Source organism: Kitasatospora sp. NPDC059722, from assembly GCF_042733235.1.
GTDB lineage: Bacteria > Actinomycetota > Actinomycetes > Streptomycetales > Streptomycetaceae > Kitasatospora.
This window is the reverse complement of record NZ_JBHWGD010000014.1, coordinates 1-16,499: the sequence shown is the minus strand read 5'-3', so window position 1 is coordinate 16,499 and position 16,499 is coordinate 1. Positions and strand designations below refer to the sequence as shown.

Sequence of the window (16,499 nt, the reverse complement as noted above, 5' to 3'; positions counted from 1 at the left end):
AACGAGGCGCGCAGCGGAGTCACGACTCGCGCCGTCCGGGACGGTGAGAGGCGGGCCCTACACCCCCGCTACCCCGCTCGCGCGGAGCGCGGCGATCCGCTCGTCGGAGTAGCCGAGCCCGCGCAGGGCCGCGTCGGTGTGGGCGCCGAGGGCGGGGACGGGGCCCATGGGGAGTTCGATGCCGGCGAAGCCGAACGGCGGCAGCAGGCTGCGGACTTCGCCGACCGGGGTGGTCACCGAACGCCAGCGGTCGCGGGCGGCGAGCTGGGGGTGGTGCAGGAGGTCGGCGACGTCGTTCAGCCGGGCGGAGGCGATGGCGAGCGTGTCCAGGAGCTTGATCGCCTCGTCGGCCGTCATGGTCGCCGTCCGGCCGCCCACCAGGGCGTCGACCAGTCGGCGGCGGCGCACCCGGGCGACGTTGGTGGCCCACTCCGGGTCGTCGGCCAGGTCCGGGCGGTCCAGGAAGCCGGTGGCGAAGCGGGCCCACTCGCGGTCGTTCTGGATGCCGATCATGACCTCGCGGCCGTCGGCGGTCGGGTAGGCGTCGTACGGCGCGATGGCCGGGTGGGAGAGGCCCGCGCGGCCCGGCGAGCGGCCCGCGCCCTGGGTGTAGTGGAGTTGGTGGCCCAGCCACTCGGCCGTCGCCTCGAACATCGACACCTCGATCGCGGCACCCTGCCCCGTTGCGGCACGGCCGACCAGCGCGCCGAGCGTCGCCGTCAGCGCGTACATCCCGGCGGCGATGTCCGAGCTCGGCACCCCGGTCTTCGACGGCCGGTCGGGCGGGCCCGTCACCGAGGCGAGGCCGGACTCGCACTGGATCAGCATGTCGTAGGCGCGCTTGTCCTGGTAGGGGCCGCCGGAGCCGTAGCCGGAGAGGTCGACGGTGACCAACCGGGGGTGCCGGGCCCGCAGTTCGGCGGAGCCTAAGCCCAGGCGGGCGGCGGCGCCGGGCGCGAGGTTCTGCAGGAAGACGTCGGCGCCGGCCACCAGGTCGGCCAGCACGGCTCGGCCCTCCGGCGCCTTCAGGTCGAGGGCGACCGACTCCTTGCCGCGGTTCAGCCAGACGAAGTGGCTGGCCAACCCGTTGACGCTGTGGTCGTAGCCGCGGGCGAAGTCGCCGCCGTCCGGCCGCTCGATCTTGACCACCCTCGCTCCGAGGTCGGCCAGGTGCCTGCTCGCCAGCGGCGCGGCCACCGCCTGCTCCAACGCGATCACCGTGACACCCGCCAGCGGCAGCGACACCTCGACTCCCTCCCTCGTGAACGGATCGTGACCTACCCGCGGGCGGGCCAGTTCAGTCCGTCTCGCCCTCTGCCGGACGCCCCGTCATCGGCCCCCGGCCGGGCCTCCCTCCGGTCGCGGGCCGGCACCGGACGTGGCAGGTGCAGCAGGCCCGTGGGCCAGGCATACGTCGGGTAGCCGTCGATCGAGGCAACCGCTGAACGCTCCGGCTCCAACCGACACCCGTCAGCGGACGGCGGGCACGATGTTCCGCAGGTGGTAGCCGTCGCCGTAGCGGATCAGGCCGCGGAGTTCGGCCAGCGGGTTGAACGCCTGGGCGTTGCGACGGTGCGGCTGGTGGGTGAAGGGGATGCCGGACCACGGGTTGTCGGGGTGGTGGTGGCTGCCGGGCTCGGCGGCGGGGTCGACGGGCCAGTGGAGCCAGACGGAGTCGCACCGCAGGCAGACGACCTGGCCGAGGTACCAGACCGCGCCGGCCAGGAACGGGCCGCCCGGGAACGGCCCGCCCGGCTCCGCGTCGAACGCTCCCGCCCCGGCACACCGGGCCCGCACCTCCCGTTCCAGCGCGTCGAGGCTGGCCAGGGAGAAGTCGTACGCGTCCCGGCCTCCCCGCAGTTGCCCCGCCCATGCCCCGAACGCGGCCCGGCGCTCGCGCAGCCAGTCGGCCAGTTCCGGGTCGTCGGGCTGCGGACCGACCGGGTCCAGCGGTGAAGCCTCCTTCTCGGGCGCCCAGTCGGACTCGACGGCGCGGACCGCGGCAACAGCGGCCAGCAGCCGCTCGTACTCCCGGCCGAACACCTCGCCGCTGCGCTCCGCGAGCGCCACGTCGACCAGCAGGCCGACCGACAGCGGTGGCAGGCCCAGCGCCGGGTCGGGGAGCACGGCCGGCCCGGCCTCCACGGCCCACCGCCCGCCGCAAACGCCCATCAGCACCTCTCCCGCGTACCCGGCCGCCGCGCGCGCGAAGTCCTCGTCCGGTCCGCCGGGTTCGTCGAGCAGCGCCCGCTCCAGGGCGGCCAGCGAGTCCGTGCCGTAGTCGAGGACGAAGCCGTCCGGTACGTGCACCTGCTCCAGGCGTGCGACCAGGAGCGGCAGGTCCTCCAGCCAGTCCTCCAGCAACCGCTCCCCCGCCCCGCCGTGATCATCGCTCATGCCCGTCAGCCTAAGGCCTGTGCCGACAACTCCCGTGACTTCAGCCAAAATTGTGGCTTCTGTGGGCGATCTGTAAAGCCGTCGAATCCCCGCCGTGCCGCGGCTAGGGTGGCGCCGCCGGGGACGTGTCGACGGGGGCCGCACGCCACCGGCCGCATGTCCGACCCTCGGCCCCCGCAGGGGGATCGCCACACCGTGCGACAACCGTTACGCACCAGGGGACTGCTGGCGGCGCAGGCCACGGCCGTCGTCCTCGGGATCACCGCGCTCGTGTTCGCCGGCCTGCCCGGCCTGCAGGAGCACGCCGAGGCGGCGCCGTCCATCACGCGCTGCCAGGACAAGTACGGCACCACGCCGACGCCGCCGGACCAGTCCACGCTCCCCGGCTATCGGCCCACCGGCTCCGGCCAGTGGGCCACCCCGGACGCCGAGCAGCGGCTCTACCCGTACGACCTGCCGCCCAAGGGTTTCGACGGCCTGACCGATCCGTCCCAGGTCCCGCTGCCCCAGGGGTCGGACCCGAAGAAGTACGAATGGGGCAGCATCGAGAACGCGGTCGCGACCTGGATGCAGAAGCAGGCCGGCAACAAGCCGTACAAGGGCAGCTTCAACAGCTGGCTGAACAGCGTCTACACCCGGAACGTGGGCAACAACAAGCGCGGCGACGCCTACGAACGCGAGGTCGTGCGCTACTTCAACCTCGGCGGGGTCGACTGGATCTGCCAGGGCAGCCTCAAGGACCTCGACGAGAAGCTCTACCAGGAGCTGAAGGACGAGCTCGGCGACCGGTTCCCCAAGGGCAACCGGCTCTTCGACGCCGTCAACATGCGGACCAGGACGATCTACGAGATCAAGTCCGGCATCGGCTACGACAAGGCCCAGCTGCCGGTGGACGAGGCCCTGGTCAAGCGCGGCTGGAAGGTCGTCTACATCAACGGCCAGCAGCCGAACGCCAGGACGATCGCCAAGTACAAGAGCGCCGGAGTGGACTATTACCGGCACTCGGCCACCCCGGAGCCGCAGTTCAGGCAGACCCCGTACATGCGCCAGGCCCCCGGCACGATGACCGTGGACCCGGCCAAGCCGTCCGTCGGCGCGGGCACCGACATGGTGGAGGGCTCGGCCCCGACACCGGAGGAGGCGGAGCAGGAGGCCCAGCGGACGAACGGCCTGATCGAGGAGCCCGAGCAGGACATCCGCCGACCCGGCGGCATCGACTTCTCCACCCTCGACCTCTCCTACATCGGCCAGACCAAGGCCGGGGACCTCAAGTACGCCTTCAGCGCGAGCAACACCGACGAGGAGGAGCACCCCGGCTTCGGCGGACAGGAGAAGGCGCAGCTCGTCTCGGACGCCTTCTTCACCTGGCTCGCGCTCACCCCGGACCACTTCTGGGTCAACCTCAACCCCGACGACCCGAACACGATCATGCAGTCGCCGTTCGACGGGACGGACGCCGGGCGGGTGCTGCTGGAGGCCGACCTCGCGATGAAGCGCGACTTCGGCCGCGCCGAGGACCCGAAGACGGACGCCGGGAACAAGTTCTGGTACGGCATCTCCCGGATCGACGGACTGCCGTGCATGAACTCCACCCGCAACTGGATCGTGCCCAAGCAGGCCAAGGTGCGCGTCCAGGACGACGGCGTCTACATCCTCGACAGCCCGCTCGAGGTCAAGACGGTGGCCCAGGACTACACCAGCTCGGGCCCCGGCACGGGCTGCAACCTGACCAAGGAGCAGATCGACCACAACATGGACGTCTACCGCTCCACGATCCTGCCGATCGTGGAGAAGGAGGTGAACGAGGACCCCAGGTACGCGGACCTGCGCCGCGTCTACAAGGCCCGCATCGGCGCGGAGTACGTCCGCCAGACGGTCGCGAAGGACCCGACGGCCTTCGGCGGGGCGTTCACCAAGGTCATCGACAGCAACGACGTGTCGAAGTGGCCGCTGCGCGGCACGAACGCCGGCTGGGACAAGATGACCGTGTGGCGCGAGATGCGCAAGTCGTTCACCGAGGGCGACTTCACGTACCAGCTCCCGCTCGGGGGAACGGTCTACACCTACATCGTCGGCGGGGTCGACTTCCAGCAGCAGCCGCAGCAGAAGATCGACCAGGCCGCTTTCCAGGCCGCGAAGCCGAACCTGGACGATGTCACGCAGCACGCGAAGAGCGAGGCGCTGTCGTACAAGGACGACGGGATCACCGTCATGGGCGGCGACAACAGCGGTCAGGCCGGCACCAGCGGCGACCCGACGCCCACGCCCACTCCGACCCCGACGCCCACGCCTACCCCGACGCCTACGCCGACCCCGACCGGGACCGGGACGCCGACGGGGACTCCGGCACCGACGCAGACCCCGACGGGCGAACCGACCACCAGCCCGACACCGACGCCCACTGGGCCCCCGGCACCGACCCCGAGCGGCAGCACGGGCGGAACCGGTGGAGCCGGTGACGGCGGTGACGGCGGTGTCGGCGGAACCACCCCGCCGCCCGCCGGAACCGGCAGTGGCGGTGGTGGCGGCAGCCTCGCCTCCACCGGCCTCCGGATCACCGGCGTCGCCGGAACCGCCGCCGCCCTCACGGCAGCCGGGACGGCCCTGGTCTGGCTCCGCCGACGCCGCAACACCACCGGCTGACCAGCACGCCGCACGCCCCCACGCCCTGGCCGTCCAGGGCGTGGGGGCGTCTGCTCTCACCGCTCGCGGTCGTCGATCGGATCGTCTCCGACGGGCCCGACCGGCACGATTCACCCCTGCTCGGCCCCACTCCGGACGCGGCACAGGCACAGGTCGGCGCGATGCCGGAGACCGTCAACGTCGACCTCGACCGCGGCTACGACAGCGCCAAGTCCCGTCTGCCGCCGCACCACCCGACGTCTCAAGTGATCCATTTGCCAGTCCGTTTCAGCCGCCGTTCTGCAGCTGCTGGAGCAGGTCGGCGTCGCCCTCCATCCGCAGCGAGTCGTTCGGGATACGCATGTACATGAGCAGGGCCATCTCGCTCGCCGTGCCGTGGATGGCGGCGGTGGGCTTGCTCTCGGCGGCCTCCGCCGCGGTGAGGCGGGTGAAGCGGGACCCGGCGGCGTCCACCGTCTGGCGCCAGGAGCCGGCCCCGGCTGCGTGGTAGTCCATGGTGGCGGGCTCGTGCGGCCACGGGACCGTGACGGTGCAGACGGTGGCGAGGAACTCCTCGATGGCGTCGACCGCCTCGGTCGTCGGCAGCTCCTGCGGCGTACCGGAGGCCAGCTGGGCGTCGTAGGTGTGGATCAGCGACTCGTGGACGCGGCGGCGGGCCACGGCGGCCCCCGTGTGCGGCGAGGCCAGCGGCTCCCACCAGGCCCAGCAGGTCCGGTCCGGGCCGGCCTCGCGCAGAGCGGCAAGCAGCTGTTCCGTCGAGTCGGCCAGCCAGGTTATGAGGGCCTCGCGCTCCCTGGGCGCCGCCAGCCCGTCCTTGCTCGGCCGCTCGTCGCCCGGCGCGGTGTTCAGCACGATGTAGGCCCAGAAGCGGTCCCCCTCACTGAGGTGGTTCGCCAGGTCGTACAGCGTCCAGCCCGGGCAGGACGGGACGTCGGCGTCGAGGCTGGGGGCCGCGGCGACGGCGGCGCGGAACGCGGCGGAACGCTCGTCAATCATCCGCAGCAGGGTGGGGAAGGAGAATTGCTCAGTCACGCAAACCTTGTATCACCCGGACCGGAACTCTCGCACTCGATTAACAACCCGCGCAGACAGGCGTTGGGGCTTCCCCGTACTGCGAGACGTTTGTGCGGGGCCCGGTCAACGGCGGGCCAACACCGCGACCTCCCAGCCGAAGCCCACCACCAACCGACCGTCCGGCACCACGGCCACCGCGCAGACCGGCAGCGGGAACACCAGCTCCGGCCCGACCTGGTCGCCGGCGGTCAGGTCCCAGACCCGCACCGTGCCGTCGTCGCCGCCGGTCACCGCCAGGGGGCGGCCGTCGACCACGGCCGTCGTCACCGCGTTCACCTCGTCGGTGTGGCCGGTGAGGGGTTGGCCGATCTGCTCGCGCGTGGCCAGGTCCCAGACCCACACGGTGCCGTCGGCGCCGCCGCTGACCGCCAGGGTGCGGCCCTCGACCACCGCCACCGCCACCGCTTGCACCCCCTCCTCGTCGCTGGTGAGCGGCTCGCCGATCTGCTCGCGCGTGCTCAGGTCCCATACCCGGACGTTGCTGCCGGTGACCGCGACGGGGCAGCCGTCGACCACCGCCGTCGCCACCGCCGACACCCAGTCGTCCTGGCCGGTGAGGGGTTGGCCAATCTGCCGACCGGCGGTCAGGTCCCAGACCCGCACCGTGCCGTCGGCGCCGCCCGTGACCGCCAGGGGGCGGCCGTCGAGCACCGCCGTCGCCACCGCGTTCACCTCGCCGGTGTGGCCCGTCGGGGGCTCTCCCACCTGGCCGGCCGTGGTCAGGTCCCACACCCGCACCATCCCGTCCTGGCTGCCGGCGATCACGTGGGGACGGCCGTCCAGCACTGCCGTCGTCATCGCCCGGACCTTGTCGGTATGGCCGTTCACCGGCTCGCCGACCTGCTCGCCCGTGGCCAGGTCCCACACCTGGAGCGTCCAGTCCTCGCCTCCGCTGACGATGCAGGGGCGGCCTTCGATCGTTGTCGTGACCACCGACAACACCCAGCCGTCGTGACCGGTGAGGGGTCGGCCGATCTGCCGGCCGGTGGTCAGATCCCATACCCGCACCGTCTCGTCCTCGCTGGCGGTGACTGCCACGGGGCGGCCGTCGACCACCCCCGTCGCCAGCGCTCGCACCGCAGCTGTGTGGCCGGTGAGGGGTTCGCCGATCTGTTCACGCGTGGTCAGGTCCCAGACCCGCACGGTCTTGTCGTGGCCGCCGGTGACGCCGACGGGACGGCCGTCGAGCACCGCCGTCGCCACGGCGCACACACCATGGGTGTGGCCGATGAGCGGCTCGCCGATCTGCTCGCGCGTGGTCAAGTCCCAGACCCGCACGGTCCGGTCACCACTGCCGGTGACCGCCACAGGGCGGCCGTCGACCACCGCCGTCGCCACAGCCGCCACCGCAGCTGTGTGGCCGGTGAGCGGCTCGCCGATCTGCTCGCGCGTGGCCAGGTCCCAGACCCGCACGGTCCGGTCACCACTGCCGGAGAGCGCCACAGGGCGGCCGTCGACCACCGCCGCCGCCACCGCGCACACCTCGCCGGTGTGACCGGTGAGGGGTTCGCCGATCTGCTGGTCGGTGGTCAGGTCCCAGACCCGCACGGTCCGCTCGGAACCGCCGCCGACCGCCATGGAGCTGCCGGTGACGGCGACGGGGCGGCCGTCGAGCACGGCCGTCGCCACCGCCAGCAACGCATCGGTGCTGTGGGGGGTCGGAATGCGACGCACGGACCGGTCGAGCTGGGAGCCGGTGGCCCACTCGACGCCCCACGGTGCGGCGGGTTCGCCCTCCACCGGTACTGCGGTGATCCGCGCCGACAGCTCCCGGTCCCCGTAACGGGCCGCGTCCAGCGCCAGCAGCTGCCGGCGTACCCCCGCGGTCACGTCACGATGCAACTCTGCCGAGGCCCGGTACACCGACGCGGCCAATCGCGCCGCCGGACCCGACGCCGCATCCAGCAATGCCGTCACCGCCCCCGGGTCCGCGTTCACCAGGAACCCGGGATCGGCCAACCGCTGGGCGGCCACGGCGGATTCAGCACACGGGCGGATGTCCCGCAGATCATCGGACATGACCGGCACAGTAGCCGTACCCGGAGCACCGCAGATAGCACGACCGCCAGACCCTCGCCTGCGCATGGGCAGGGCGCCGCCAGGACGCGAGCGCAGGCACGCGAAGACGAAGTGTCACCATCGCACATGGCGCAGGCCCCTGCCTGGACCCCGCCGGCATCCCGCTTCCGCCAATCCGCGCGGGTTCCAAGCCCGCGGTCATGGTCAGGGTTTCGAGCATGAGCGGCTTGGCATCGAAGTCGAGCGGCCGGTGGGACGGGTGCCGATCAGGAGGCCGCGCAGGGCGTCGACCTGGTAGCTGAGGGGATTGGCCTTGCTGACCGCTTGCAGCCAGCCGGGCATCAGGTCGACGGGGTAGAGGGCGTTGGAGCCGAAGAAGAGCGGCATCGTGATGGCCTGGGTCAAGTCTTCTTCACAACCTATTTCTGCCGCCTGCGGGCGGGCCGGCGGCCGTTCATCAGGCTACCTGTCGGTGGCGGGCGACGATCGGGCGAGCGGCTGCCCACGAGGGGGCGGGAAGCTTTGGGCGGTGTCCTGCCGGTGGTGGGGTCGGGCATGTCCGGGGGGCCGTAAGCTGGCGCGACTCGGTCAGGGCTCTTGGGCCTGACCGCAATTTGGCCGAGTGGCCCCCCGGGCTTGCCCGACTCGGGTTCCGCCAGTGGGAGGTGCGTAAAGCTTCCCGCCCCCGGCCTCCACCGTCGCGCGGCAGCCGATCTGCGCAGTAGACACAACGCAGCCCCCTGCCTCTGACAGGGGGCTGCGTCTGCTCAGCTCAAAGAGCTCCGAACTCTCCGGCACGGACAGCGGAGACGAAGGCAGACCACCCGGCGGCGCTGATCTCCAGCTCGGGGCCGCTCCGGTCCTTCGAGTCCCGCACGGGCACAACGCCATCAACCGTGGCGAGATTCAGGGCAGCCTCAATGCAGTTGCCGCCGTCCCCCTCGCTGTAAGTGCTCTTCTTCCAGTTGGCGTGGCGGGTAGCGTAGAACGTCGGCACGGGACTGCTGGTCATGTTCCTAAGCCCTCTCATGACGGAGTGGATCAAGCGGGCGGAGTCGGAGGCAGACAGAGACTCTGCACGAAGCCGATCATAGGCCCGGAAGCGTTCAGCCACGGCGGCGGCATTGTTGATCATGTGGCCGCTTCCCAGGCTCTCCGCGTAGGCCCATCGCTCGCCATCCGTCAGCTCTATGAGCGTGATGGTTCCTGTAGCCCCGGTTCGCTCGCCCAACGAGAACGGGGCGACATGGATGTTGATGTTCGAATACTGCTGCGGGAGGTCCAGCAGGTGTTGCAGTTGTTCGTGCATTACCTCCGGGCCCCCGACGACTTGCCGGATGACACCTTCGTTGAGCACTGACACGAGAGGCGGCCCGTCCGGGTCAAGGAAGCGTTCTTGCCGTGCCAATCGAGCACGCACGGTTTTCTCAACGCTGACGGGGTCGGCGGCCGGACCTTTGAAGTAGCGCACGAGGGCGCGAGCGTACGACGCTGTTTGCAGAAGTCCCCAAATTCGCCCGATGTCGTAGCCCCGCACCCCCACCGACTTGGCTTCGAGACCGGCGTAGAGATCAAACCAGTCGGGGTGCTGGATCTCTCGTTTCCAGTCCACTCGGTCCCATGCGGCGGTCAGCTGTCCGGCGGCGCCCAGGGCGGCATCACAGGCCTCAGCGAACCCCCTTACGGGTCCGCGCTCTAGGCCTTCAACCTTCGTGACGTAGCTGGAGCTGTACCTGACCCTCCGGCCTAGCTCCGCACACGAGATTCCTGCACGCTCACGAGTGTCGCTCAGCAGCCAAGCCCATACAGCCGGGCTGAGGGTGACCTTGCGGGGCTTTGCACGTCGACCGGCCAACGCCAACCTCCAATCGGGACAGCTCGTTTGTCCTCATGCCAGGTATACACGACCCCCTACCCCATGCAGTTGTCTGGTTACCGCGCAGCAGTGACCGAAGGGCGGCGGCATGGACCTCTTCACGCCCCATGGTGGGCAACTCGTCTTTGATCGGCGCAGCCGGCGGACCGGTGTCTACATGGACACCGTTGGCGGTCAGCGCTACCTCCGTCCGGCGGCCGGCGGATGCGAGTGGACGGCAGATCCGATCGACGTCCGACCCGTGCCCCCGGATCTGGAGTACGCCGATCCGGCCGGAGCGCCCCGCCAGACGGACTCGTGAGACCGCCCCAGGTCTGCGCGGCGCTAGTCAGCATGACCGTAGTAGCCGGACTGGTCGCCGGACTGGTGGCGGACTCAGCGATACGCGGACAGTCGTACGCGGTTCGAGCGCTCGTAGTCGTGCTGACGTTCGGCGCGGTCTTCAACTCGGCCGTGGTCGTCGCCGAGTCCCTGCTCCAACAAGGTCAACTCCCACGTAGAAAGGCGCGTCGAATGAGTGACCAGCCGCCGGACAGATGCGACTGCGGCGAGGTGATCCGGCCCGACCCCCCGGGACCGGACGGCACCCCCACGTGGTCGTGCGATTGCCGACGCTTCGGATACCTGCTGCCTCCGGACTACCTCCGCGCGCACCCCGAGGAGTTCGCCGTTCAGGTCTGCGGCCGGAAGCGCCGGAGCGAGACGGCGCCGGTTGCCGCGTGAACCCCTACGGTCGTCCGGCACGCCTCGGACGCTGGCTGCAACTCCTTTGGCGCGACCCGAGGATGGGCATCCACGTGCTCTGGCACGGCGTCTTTCAGTGGAGCCGACCTGTGCTCCTGCTGAGTCCGAGTCGTCGCAGGGCTGTGGAATTCGCCGATTCCGAACTCCGGGTCATCGCTCGTCGGCACGCGCTTGACCGACGTCGCCGGTCGTCGGCACCGCCCCCCCGAGTAGCACCTTCAGACTTCCGTTCCGCTCGTCGACCCCCTCCGTGACAGTCGCCGGCCGGGACGGGATCCAACCCCCGCACCTCCGCCCGGGGCTGTTCCGGGCGGACGGCCCGGTGCGGGATGCGATCCCGCCTGCACATGCATCCCCCGTCGTGGACGGGCGGGACCGCGCACTCCAACCTCCATCTGTTCAAGGGAAGTCCGTGATGCACAACAAGGTTCAGCAGCAGCCCGCCCGCCGGATCGGCGCTCTGGTCCTGATCAGGGACGGCAAGAAGCGCATCCTCCTGGAGGAAACCACCTATCGGAAGGGATTGCAGCTCCCCGGCGGCGCCGTACACAAGGGCGAGCAGGTAGCGGACGCTGCCGCGCGTGAGCTCGCCGAGGAGACCGGCATGCGCCGGGTCATCGCCTTCCACCTTGGCGTCGACCAGATTCCGGCCAACCCCAACACCGGCTCCCCGGAGGGTTTCAACTTCATCTGCGACGGCGGCTTCGCCTCGCACGCGGAGGTGGCCGGACTGAGCATCTCCGTTGGCGCATCCGAGGAGATCCGGGCGCTCGCGTGGGTGCACCCGGACGAGTTGGACAACCATGTAGAGCCGTACATGGCGGCACGTATCCGGATCGCCGTCGACCACGCGGATAGCGGGCTGAGGCAGCCGCTTCTCTACATCGGACAGCCCGCCGACCAGCGCCACGGCGCATGAACGCCAGTTCGGGTCCGGGGAGACCTGCCGAGGTATGGCGTGCCGTCTACTACTTCCAGGGGCAACCGGGATTGCCCGGCGTGCCGGGCCGGTCTGACGTCCATGGGTCGACGAGTGCCGACTCGTTCGAGCGGTTGGCCGCACATCTCATCGCGGACGCCGGCCGACGGTGGTGGGACATCGAGGTGCCCGTGCAGGTGAGGAACTTCGGCGAAATCCTGCTCCGGCACGCACGGCCGATTGCCGAGGCTCAAGGACGGTGGACGTACAAGCCGATCGGCCGCCAAGACTGGGCTCACGTCATGGTGACCTACGACCCCGACGGGCGGTAACCCGGTGACTCGACAGAAGCCCGATCCGGGACCCTCCTACGAGTCGGAAGCCCAAGTCCTAACGGTGGTCGACACCGGCGACTGCGAGTGCCCCCAACCTGACAGGTGCGCGGAACGGCTCGAACTCCCGCCGATTCAGGGGAGTTTCCGAGACAAGCACGGCCGCCTTTGGGTCGTCCTCGGTCGCCGGAGACTCGCAGACCCCCTGACCGGACGAGTGCGCTACACGGAAGTGTGCATCCGCCGATTCGAGAGAGCCCGCCCGGTCTACATGACCATTCGATGCGCCGGTCCGCCGGCCATGGAAAACCCGTACGAGAAGCGCCGTCCGGGACGTCCGCCCCGGGCCGAACGACTCCCGTTCGAACCGGCGACCCCCGGTGACGGACGGCTCCCCAAGGCCTGACACCTTATAAGACTCCCTCTCGCGCTGACGGCATTAGGCACACCGGCACGCGGGAGGGCGGGCGCCAACCACCGCGTCGGGGGTAGTTGGCGCCACGGATCCGCCCGGCGTCAGCGTGTGCTTTCCCGTGACGAGGCGAGGGGGCGGAGTTGACCGGGGCCATTGTCGAGCAGGCCGAGAAGGTAGTCGCCGTAGCCGCTCTTGCGCAGTGGCTCGGCCAGCTCGCGCAGCTGGGCGGCGTCGATCAGGCCGGCCCGCCAGGCCGATTCCTCGACGCAGCCGATCTTGAGGCCCTGGCGTTCCTCGATGACCCGCACCCACCCGGCCGCCTGGTCCAGGTCCTCGGCCGTGCGGACCGACATCCAGGCGGTGCCCCGGTACAGAAGAGTCTCGGCAAGCTGCCCGGCCCGCATGTAGTGGGCGTTGACCCGGTTGAGGCCCGTCGCGTGGCGCTGGGAGGGGATCAGGGAGCGGGCGATGGCAGCGGCCTGGCCGTCGAACAGGTACAGCCCAGCGGCCACGGAGCTGCGATGGTCGGGGGCGGCCACGCGGTGCGTGAAGATCTGCGCGCCCGTGGGATCGGCGGCGAAGTCGGAGATGAGGGCGGCGACGGATACATGGTCGTCCCCGTGGAAGATGCCGTCCCCGGCGACAACGGCCACCGGCTCGGTGCCGATGAAGTCGGCGGCGGTGACGAGGGCCTGGTCGACGTCGCCGGGATCGGGCTGGGCGGCGTATTCGAGCCGCATGCCGATCTGGTCCCCGTCGCCAAGGGAACGCCGCAGGTGCGGCAGATCCTCGCGAGCGGCGATGACCATAACCTCCCGGATGCCGGCCTGAATGAGGCCAGCCATCGGGTAGTAGACCATCGGCTTATCGAAGACCGGAAGCAGCAGCTTGCAGACGACCTGGGTGATGGGCCCCAGGTCATCATCGGTGCCGGTGAGGATGATTCCGCGCATGAGATCAGCCTACGCCTGCCAGGACAAGGGAGTTGACGGCGAGTGAGGTGGCTCATCACGGGTTCGGGGGGTCTGCTCGGCCGAGAAGTCGTAGAGGTCCTCGCTGGTGAAGAGGTCAGCGCAATGACCCACCAGGCACTGGACATCTCCGACCCGGTCGCGGTGGCGAAGGCGGTCAACGGCCACGACACAGTGATCAATTGCGCCGGATACACGAAAGTGGACTTAGCCGAGGCCAACGAGGCCGAGGCGACGGCGGTCAACGGCCACGGCGTCTGGAACCTCGCGCGGGCCTGCGCCCACACCGGAGCCACCCTGCTTCACGTCTCCAGCGACTACGTCTTCTCCGGCACCTCCCGCACCCCCTACCGCGAAGACGCGGCCCCCGGCCCGCTCAACGCCTACGGACGTAGCAAGCTGGTCGGCGAGATGGCCGTGCTACACCTGCTGCCCCGCACCGGGTACGTGGTGCGTACTGCCTGGCTGTACGGCACGGGCGGCCCGTGCTTCGTGGCGACGATGCTGCGCCTGGCCACCGAGCGAGAGACGGTGAGCGTGGTGGACGACCAGTTCGGGCAGCCAACGTGGGCGCGTGATCTGGCCGGGCAGTTGGTGGCGCTTGGGCGCTGCCGTGATGCGCCGCCGGGGATCTACCACGGCACCTCTGGAGGCTCTACGACGTGGTTCGGCCTGGCCAAGGAGCTGTTCCGCTTGTCCGGCCTGGCTCCGGAACGGGTGCTGCCGATCCCTGCTGTCCGCTTCCCGCTGCCCGCGCAGCGCCCCGTGTACACCGTGCTGGGCCACGAGCGGTGGCAGACAACGGGGATCCGGGAACTCGGCCCCTGGCACGACCGCCTCAGGCTGGCTCTGGAAGAATCCAACTTCAATCGGTAGGCCAGTCTGAAACGGGAAAAGGCCGCTAGAAACCGCCGTTCGCTTGGGGGCTACCGCATTCCCGAGGTCGGCCGCTGGTCGGCCGGGACGACCATCGAGCCCTTGCCCCATCGGGTGGTGATGAGTCCCTGTTCGCGAAGCACATCGAGGGCCCGGCGAATGGTCATCCGCGCCATGCCGAAGCGTGCAACAAGATCGCCTTCCGACGGGAAGGGGTCCGAGTCATAGACGCCTTCGCCGATCTCGCGGATCAGCTCGGCGGCTACGGCCTGGTACGGCGGAAGCCGCTTCGGGCGCGGCGCGGGACTCTCGGACATGCAGGCAGGGTAAGCACTTGCTGATCTTTGGACAACTTAGACAAGTAGATGTGTAGACAACTTAGACAGGTCGGGCTACCGTCGAATCGCAACCAAAAACACAGAACCCCGGCGACCGCGCCAACGGTCCCGGGGCATGGCCGACGCTTTCGAGGAGCGACGACATGGCCAAGCTTATCGTTCTCGTGTTCCTGTGGATTCTGCGCCTGGCCTTGCCGGCGCGCGGGGAACACCGGCCATTCCGATCCACCCGGAGTACCGGGAGGCGCCCGCCATCTGCGGGTGGCACCGTCCGATCCCGGCTCACCTGCTGGCCCGCACGATGCCCCTGGGACCGGCTCCGCTCGTTCCCCGGTACCTGGAAGCCTGGGAGCAGACTCCCCCCGCCGAGAAGGCCACGGTGTTGAAGCACCAGGCGGACGCACATGCGGGCCAGTGGGAGAAGATCCGGCAGCGGCGAGCGGCTGCGTTCGCGGCGCAACTCGACCTTCCCGACCCCCTTCACTGGCTCGATGACGCGACCGACGGCCAGGGGGTCCTCGCCGGGCGGCGTGCCTGATGTCGCGGGCATTCATCAAGGCACTGGCGGACGGAACTCGCCGGGGGAACACGCGGGGACTACGGCAGCGCCTCCGGGAGGGGTGGACCATCTTGGGTGGCGCCTACTGCTCAGTGGAGTACTCGCCGCGGGCGAAGAACGATCCGCGGCCATGGTCGGACGGGGTCCTGCGGTACCGGGCTCTGAACTGTTGGGCAGTCCCACCGATCGTGACCGAAACCCTGGCGACGTTCGGCACTGAGCGTTAACCCTCCGGTCGTAGACAACAGGCCCGCTAGCGCTCCTGCCAGCCGTTACACTCGTCAGCCCCCGGCCTCTCCGGTCGGGGGCTGACGGTTTGCTCGTGACGGTCTGCACAGGGGAAGAGCACATGCCGGAGTGGGAAGGCGAGGGGCGGCCCGATGAAGACGGTGAGATCTTCCTCGGCGGGGGCCCGAAGCTGGAAGGTGTCGACTACGAAGGACCCTGGCTGGAAGCGCGTGCTACCGCCGAACATCTGAACGCCATTCTTACCGCCTTGGGCCTTCAAGGACCCGATCTCGTGCGGGCGCAGGCCGGGTGGTCCGACGACGGTCACGGCGTGGTGTTCCTGAAGGGGACCGCGTCCGGGGCCCGGCGGCTTGGGGAAGTACTAAACCGCATGGCGGGCCGGGACAAGGACGAGTGCGCGTGCGGCGAGTGAGCCCGGCCTGACCCTGCAGGCTTTCGTCTCAGAGGGCGTTCGATACTGATTTAGGCTTCCGCAGGCGATTTCGGGCGGAGGTATTGCCCGACTTTGTCGGGGCTGGCGGTCAGGCGAGTGGTCATGGAGTTGACCATGGCCCAGTGGATCATCGAGCGTGACCGGTCCGGCAGTTCCTCGTAGTCGCGATGGAGCCGCCGGTACCGGGACATGATCCCGAAGGTCTGCTCGACCCGCCAGCGGATCGGCTGGACGACGAAGCCCTTCTGCTCCTTGTCACGGGCGACGACCTCGACGTCGATGGACAGAGCGGCACCATGCCTGACGACGGCGTTGTTGTAGCCGGCGTCCACCCACGCCTTGGTCACCGTGGGCCACCTGGAGGCGAGGGTGTCCAGGACCTGTTTGCCGCCGGCGGAGTCCTGGACACCGGCGGCGGTGACGATCAGCACCAGGAGCAGGCCCAGGGTGTCGGTGGCGATGTGGCGCTTGCGGCCCTTGACCCGTTTCCCGCCGTCGTAGCCCTGGCTGTCGGCCGGGGCGTTCGGCGAGGCCTTCACCGACTGGGCGTCGATGACCGCGGCGCTCGGCAGGATCCGACGGCCCTTCTTCGCCCGCAACTGGTCACGGAGCGTGTCGTGGATCTGCTCGGTGGTGCCGTCACGCTCCCACTCC

The 16,499-nt window shown here is 69.9% G+C and carries 13 protein-coding genes and 3 pseudogenes; 6 read left to right on the top strand and 10 right to left on the bottom strand.

All coding sequences use genetic code 11. The features are described 5' to 3' along the window. Positions 1 to 57: 57 nt before the first annotated feature. Positions 58 to 1,245, bottom strand: a complete 1,188-nt coding sequence (locus ACFV4F_RS11715) for a CaiB/BaiF CoA transferase family protein (protein ID WP_380501775.1) — start codon at positions 1,243 to 1,245, stop codon at positions 58 to 60. A gap of 225 nt (positions 1,246 to 1,470) precedes the next feature. Next, complete coding sequence (locus tag ACFV4F_RS11710; RefSeq protein WP_380501773.1) at positions 1,471 to 2,397, bottom strand: hypothetical protein; 927 nt, start codon at positions 2,395 to 2,397, stop codon at positions 1,471 to 1,473. A 195-nt stretch (positions 2,398 to 2,592) separates the two neighbouring features. Here ACFV4F_RS11710 and ACFV4F_RS11705 point away from each other — a divergent pair, with 195 nt between their 5' ends. Together ACFV4F_RS11705 and ACFV4F_RS11700 are read left to right on the top strand one after the other, a co-directional pair. Further along, on the top strand, positions 2,593 to 5,040 hold the full coding sequence (locus ACFV4F_RS11705; RefSeq protein WP_380501771.1) for a hypothetical protein: 2,448 nt from the start codon (positions 2,593 to 2,595) through the stop codon (positions 5,038 to 5,040). 80 nt (positions 5,041 to 5,120) lie between these two features. Then, positions 5,121 to 5,258: pseudogene (locus ACFV4F_RS11700) on the top strand (IS5/IS1182 family transposase); the annotation flags it as partial. A 49-nt stretch (positions 5,259 to 5,307) separates the two neighbouring features. Here the strand turns inward: ACFV4F_RS11700 and ACFV4F_RS11695 are convergent. From ACFV4F_RS11695 to ACFV4F_RS11675, 5 genes and pseudogenes are all read right to left on the bottom strand, one after another. Next, positions 5,308 to 6,072 carry a maleylpyruvate isomerase family mycothiol-dependent enzyme gene (locus ACFV4F_RS11695; RefSeq protein WP_380501769.1) on the bottom strand — a complete coding sequence of 255 codons (765 nt, stop codon included), beginning with the start codon at positions 6,070 to 6,072 and terminating at the stop codon, positions 5,308 to 5,310. A 105-nt stretch (positions 6,073 to 6,177) separates the two neighbouring features. After that, the gene (locus ACFV4F_RS11690) at positions 6,178 to 7,944 is read right to left on the bottom strand and encodes a WD40 repeat domain-containing protein (protein WP_380501767.1); all 1,767 of its coding nucleotides are present in this window, start codon (positions 7,942 to 7,944) and stop codon (positions 6,178 to 6,180) included. Positions 7,945 to 8,391: 447 nt separating this feature from the next. Next, positions 8,392 to 8,532: pseudogene (locus ACFV4F_RS11685) on the bottom strand (ABC transporter permease); the annotation flags it as partial. A gap of 373 nt (positions 8,533 to 8,905) precedes the next feature. Continuing rightward, positions 8,906 to 9,745 carry a DUF397 domain-containing protein gene (locus ACFV4F_RS11680; RefSeq protein ID WP_380501963.1) on the bottom strand — a complete coding sequence of 280 codons (840 nt, stop codon included), beginning with the start codon at positions 9,743 to 9,745 and terminating at the stop codon, positions 8,906 to 8,908. 18 nt (positions 9,746 to 9,763) lie between these two features. Continuing rightward, positions 9,764 to 9,988 (bottom strand): annotated as a pseudogene (locus tag ACFV4F_RS11675) (helix-turn-helix domain-containing protein); the annotation flags it as partial. Positions 9,989 to 11,168: 1,180 nt separating this feature from the next. On the opposite strand from ACFV4F_RS11675, the gene ACFV4F_RS11670 reads away from it, so the two are divergent. Continuing rightward, positions 11,169 to 11,672 (top strand): NUDIX domain-containing protein, encoded by a 504-nt coding sequence (locus ACFV4F_RS11670; RefSeq protein ID WP_380501961.1) that lies wholly within the window; start codon positions 11,169 to 11,171, stop codon positions 11,670 to 11,672. A gap of 848 nt (positions 11,673 to 12,520) precedes the next feature. Here the strand turns inward: ACFV4F_RS11670 and ACFV4F_RS11665 are convergent. Further along, positions 12,521 to 13,372 carry a sugar nucleotidyltransferase gene (locus ACFV4F_RS11665; protein WP_380446035.1) on the bottom strand — a complete coding sequence of 284 codons (852 nt, stop codon included), beginning with the start codon at positions 13,370 to 13,372 and terminating at the stop codon, positions 12,521 to 12,523. Between the two features lie 42 nt (positions 13,373 to 13,414). Here ACFV4F_RS11665 and rfbD point away from each other — a divergent pair, with 42 nt between their 5' ends. After that, positions 13,415 to 14,266, top strand: coding sequence for a dTDP-4-dehydrorhamnose reductase (gene rfbD, locus ACFV4F_RS11660; RefSeq protein WP_380501765.1), 852 nt, complete (start codon positions 13,415 to 13,417; stop codon positions 14,264 to 14,266). A 50-nt stretch (positions 14,267 to 14,316) separates the two neighbouring features. Here the strand turns inward: rfbD and ACFV4F_RS11655 are convergent, their stop codons facing one another. After that, positions 14,317 to 14,583, bottom strand: coding sequence for a GntR family transcriptional regulator (locus ACFV4F_RS11655; protein ID WP_380446033.1), 267 nt, complete (start codon positions 14,581 to 14,583; stop codon positions 14,317 to 14,319). 136 nt (positions 14,584 to 14,719) lie between these two features. Between ACFV4F_RS11655 and ACFV4F_RS11650 the strand changes: the two genes are divergently transcribed. Both ACFV4F_RS11650 and ACFV4F_RS11645 read left to right on the top strand, forming a co-directional pair. Continuing rightward, on the top strand, positions 14,720 to 15,142 hold the full coding sequence (locus ACFV4F_RS11650) for a hypothetical protein (RefSeq protein WP_380501763.1): 423 nt from the start codon (positions 14,720 to 14,722) through the stop codon (positions 15,140 to 15,142). Positions 15,143 to 15,512: 370 nt separating this feature from the next. After that, on the top strand, positions 15,513 to 15,824 hold the full coding sequence (locus tag ACFV4F_RS11645) for a hypothetical protein (RefSeq protein ID WP_380446031.1): 312 nt from the start codon (positions 15,513 to 15,515) through the stop codon (positions 15,822 to 15,824). Between the two features lie 50 nt (positions 15,825 to 15,874). On the opposite strand, the gene ACFV4F_RS11640 is transcribed toward ACFV4F_RS11645, so the two are convergent. Then, the coding region (locus tag ACFV4F_RS11640) for an IS5 family transposase (RefSeq protein ID WP_380501761.1) at positions 15,875 to 16,499 on the bottom strand (625 nt) is incomplete at its 5' end.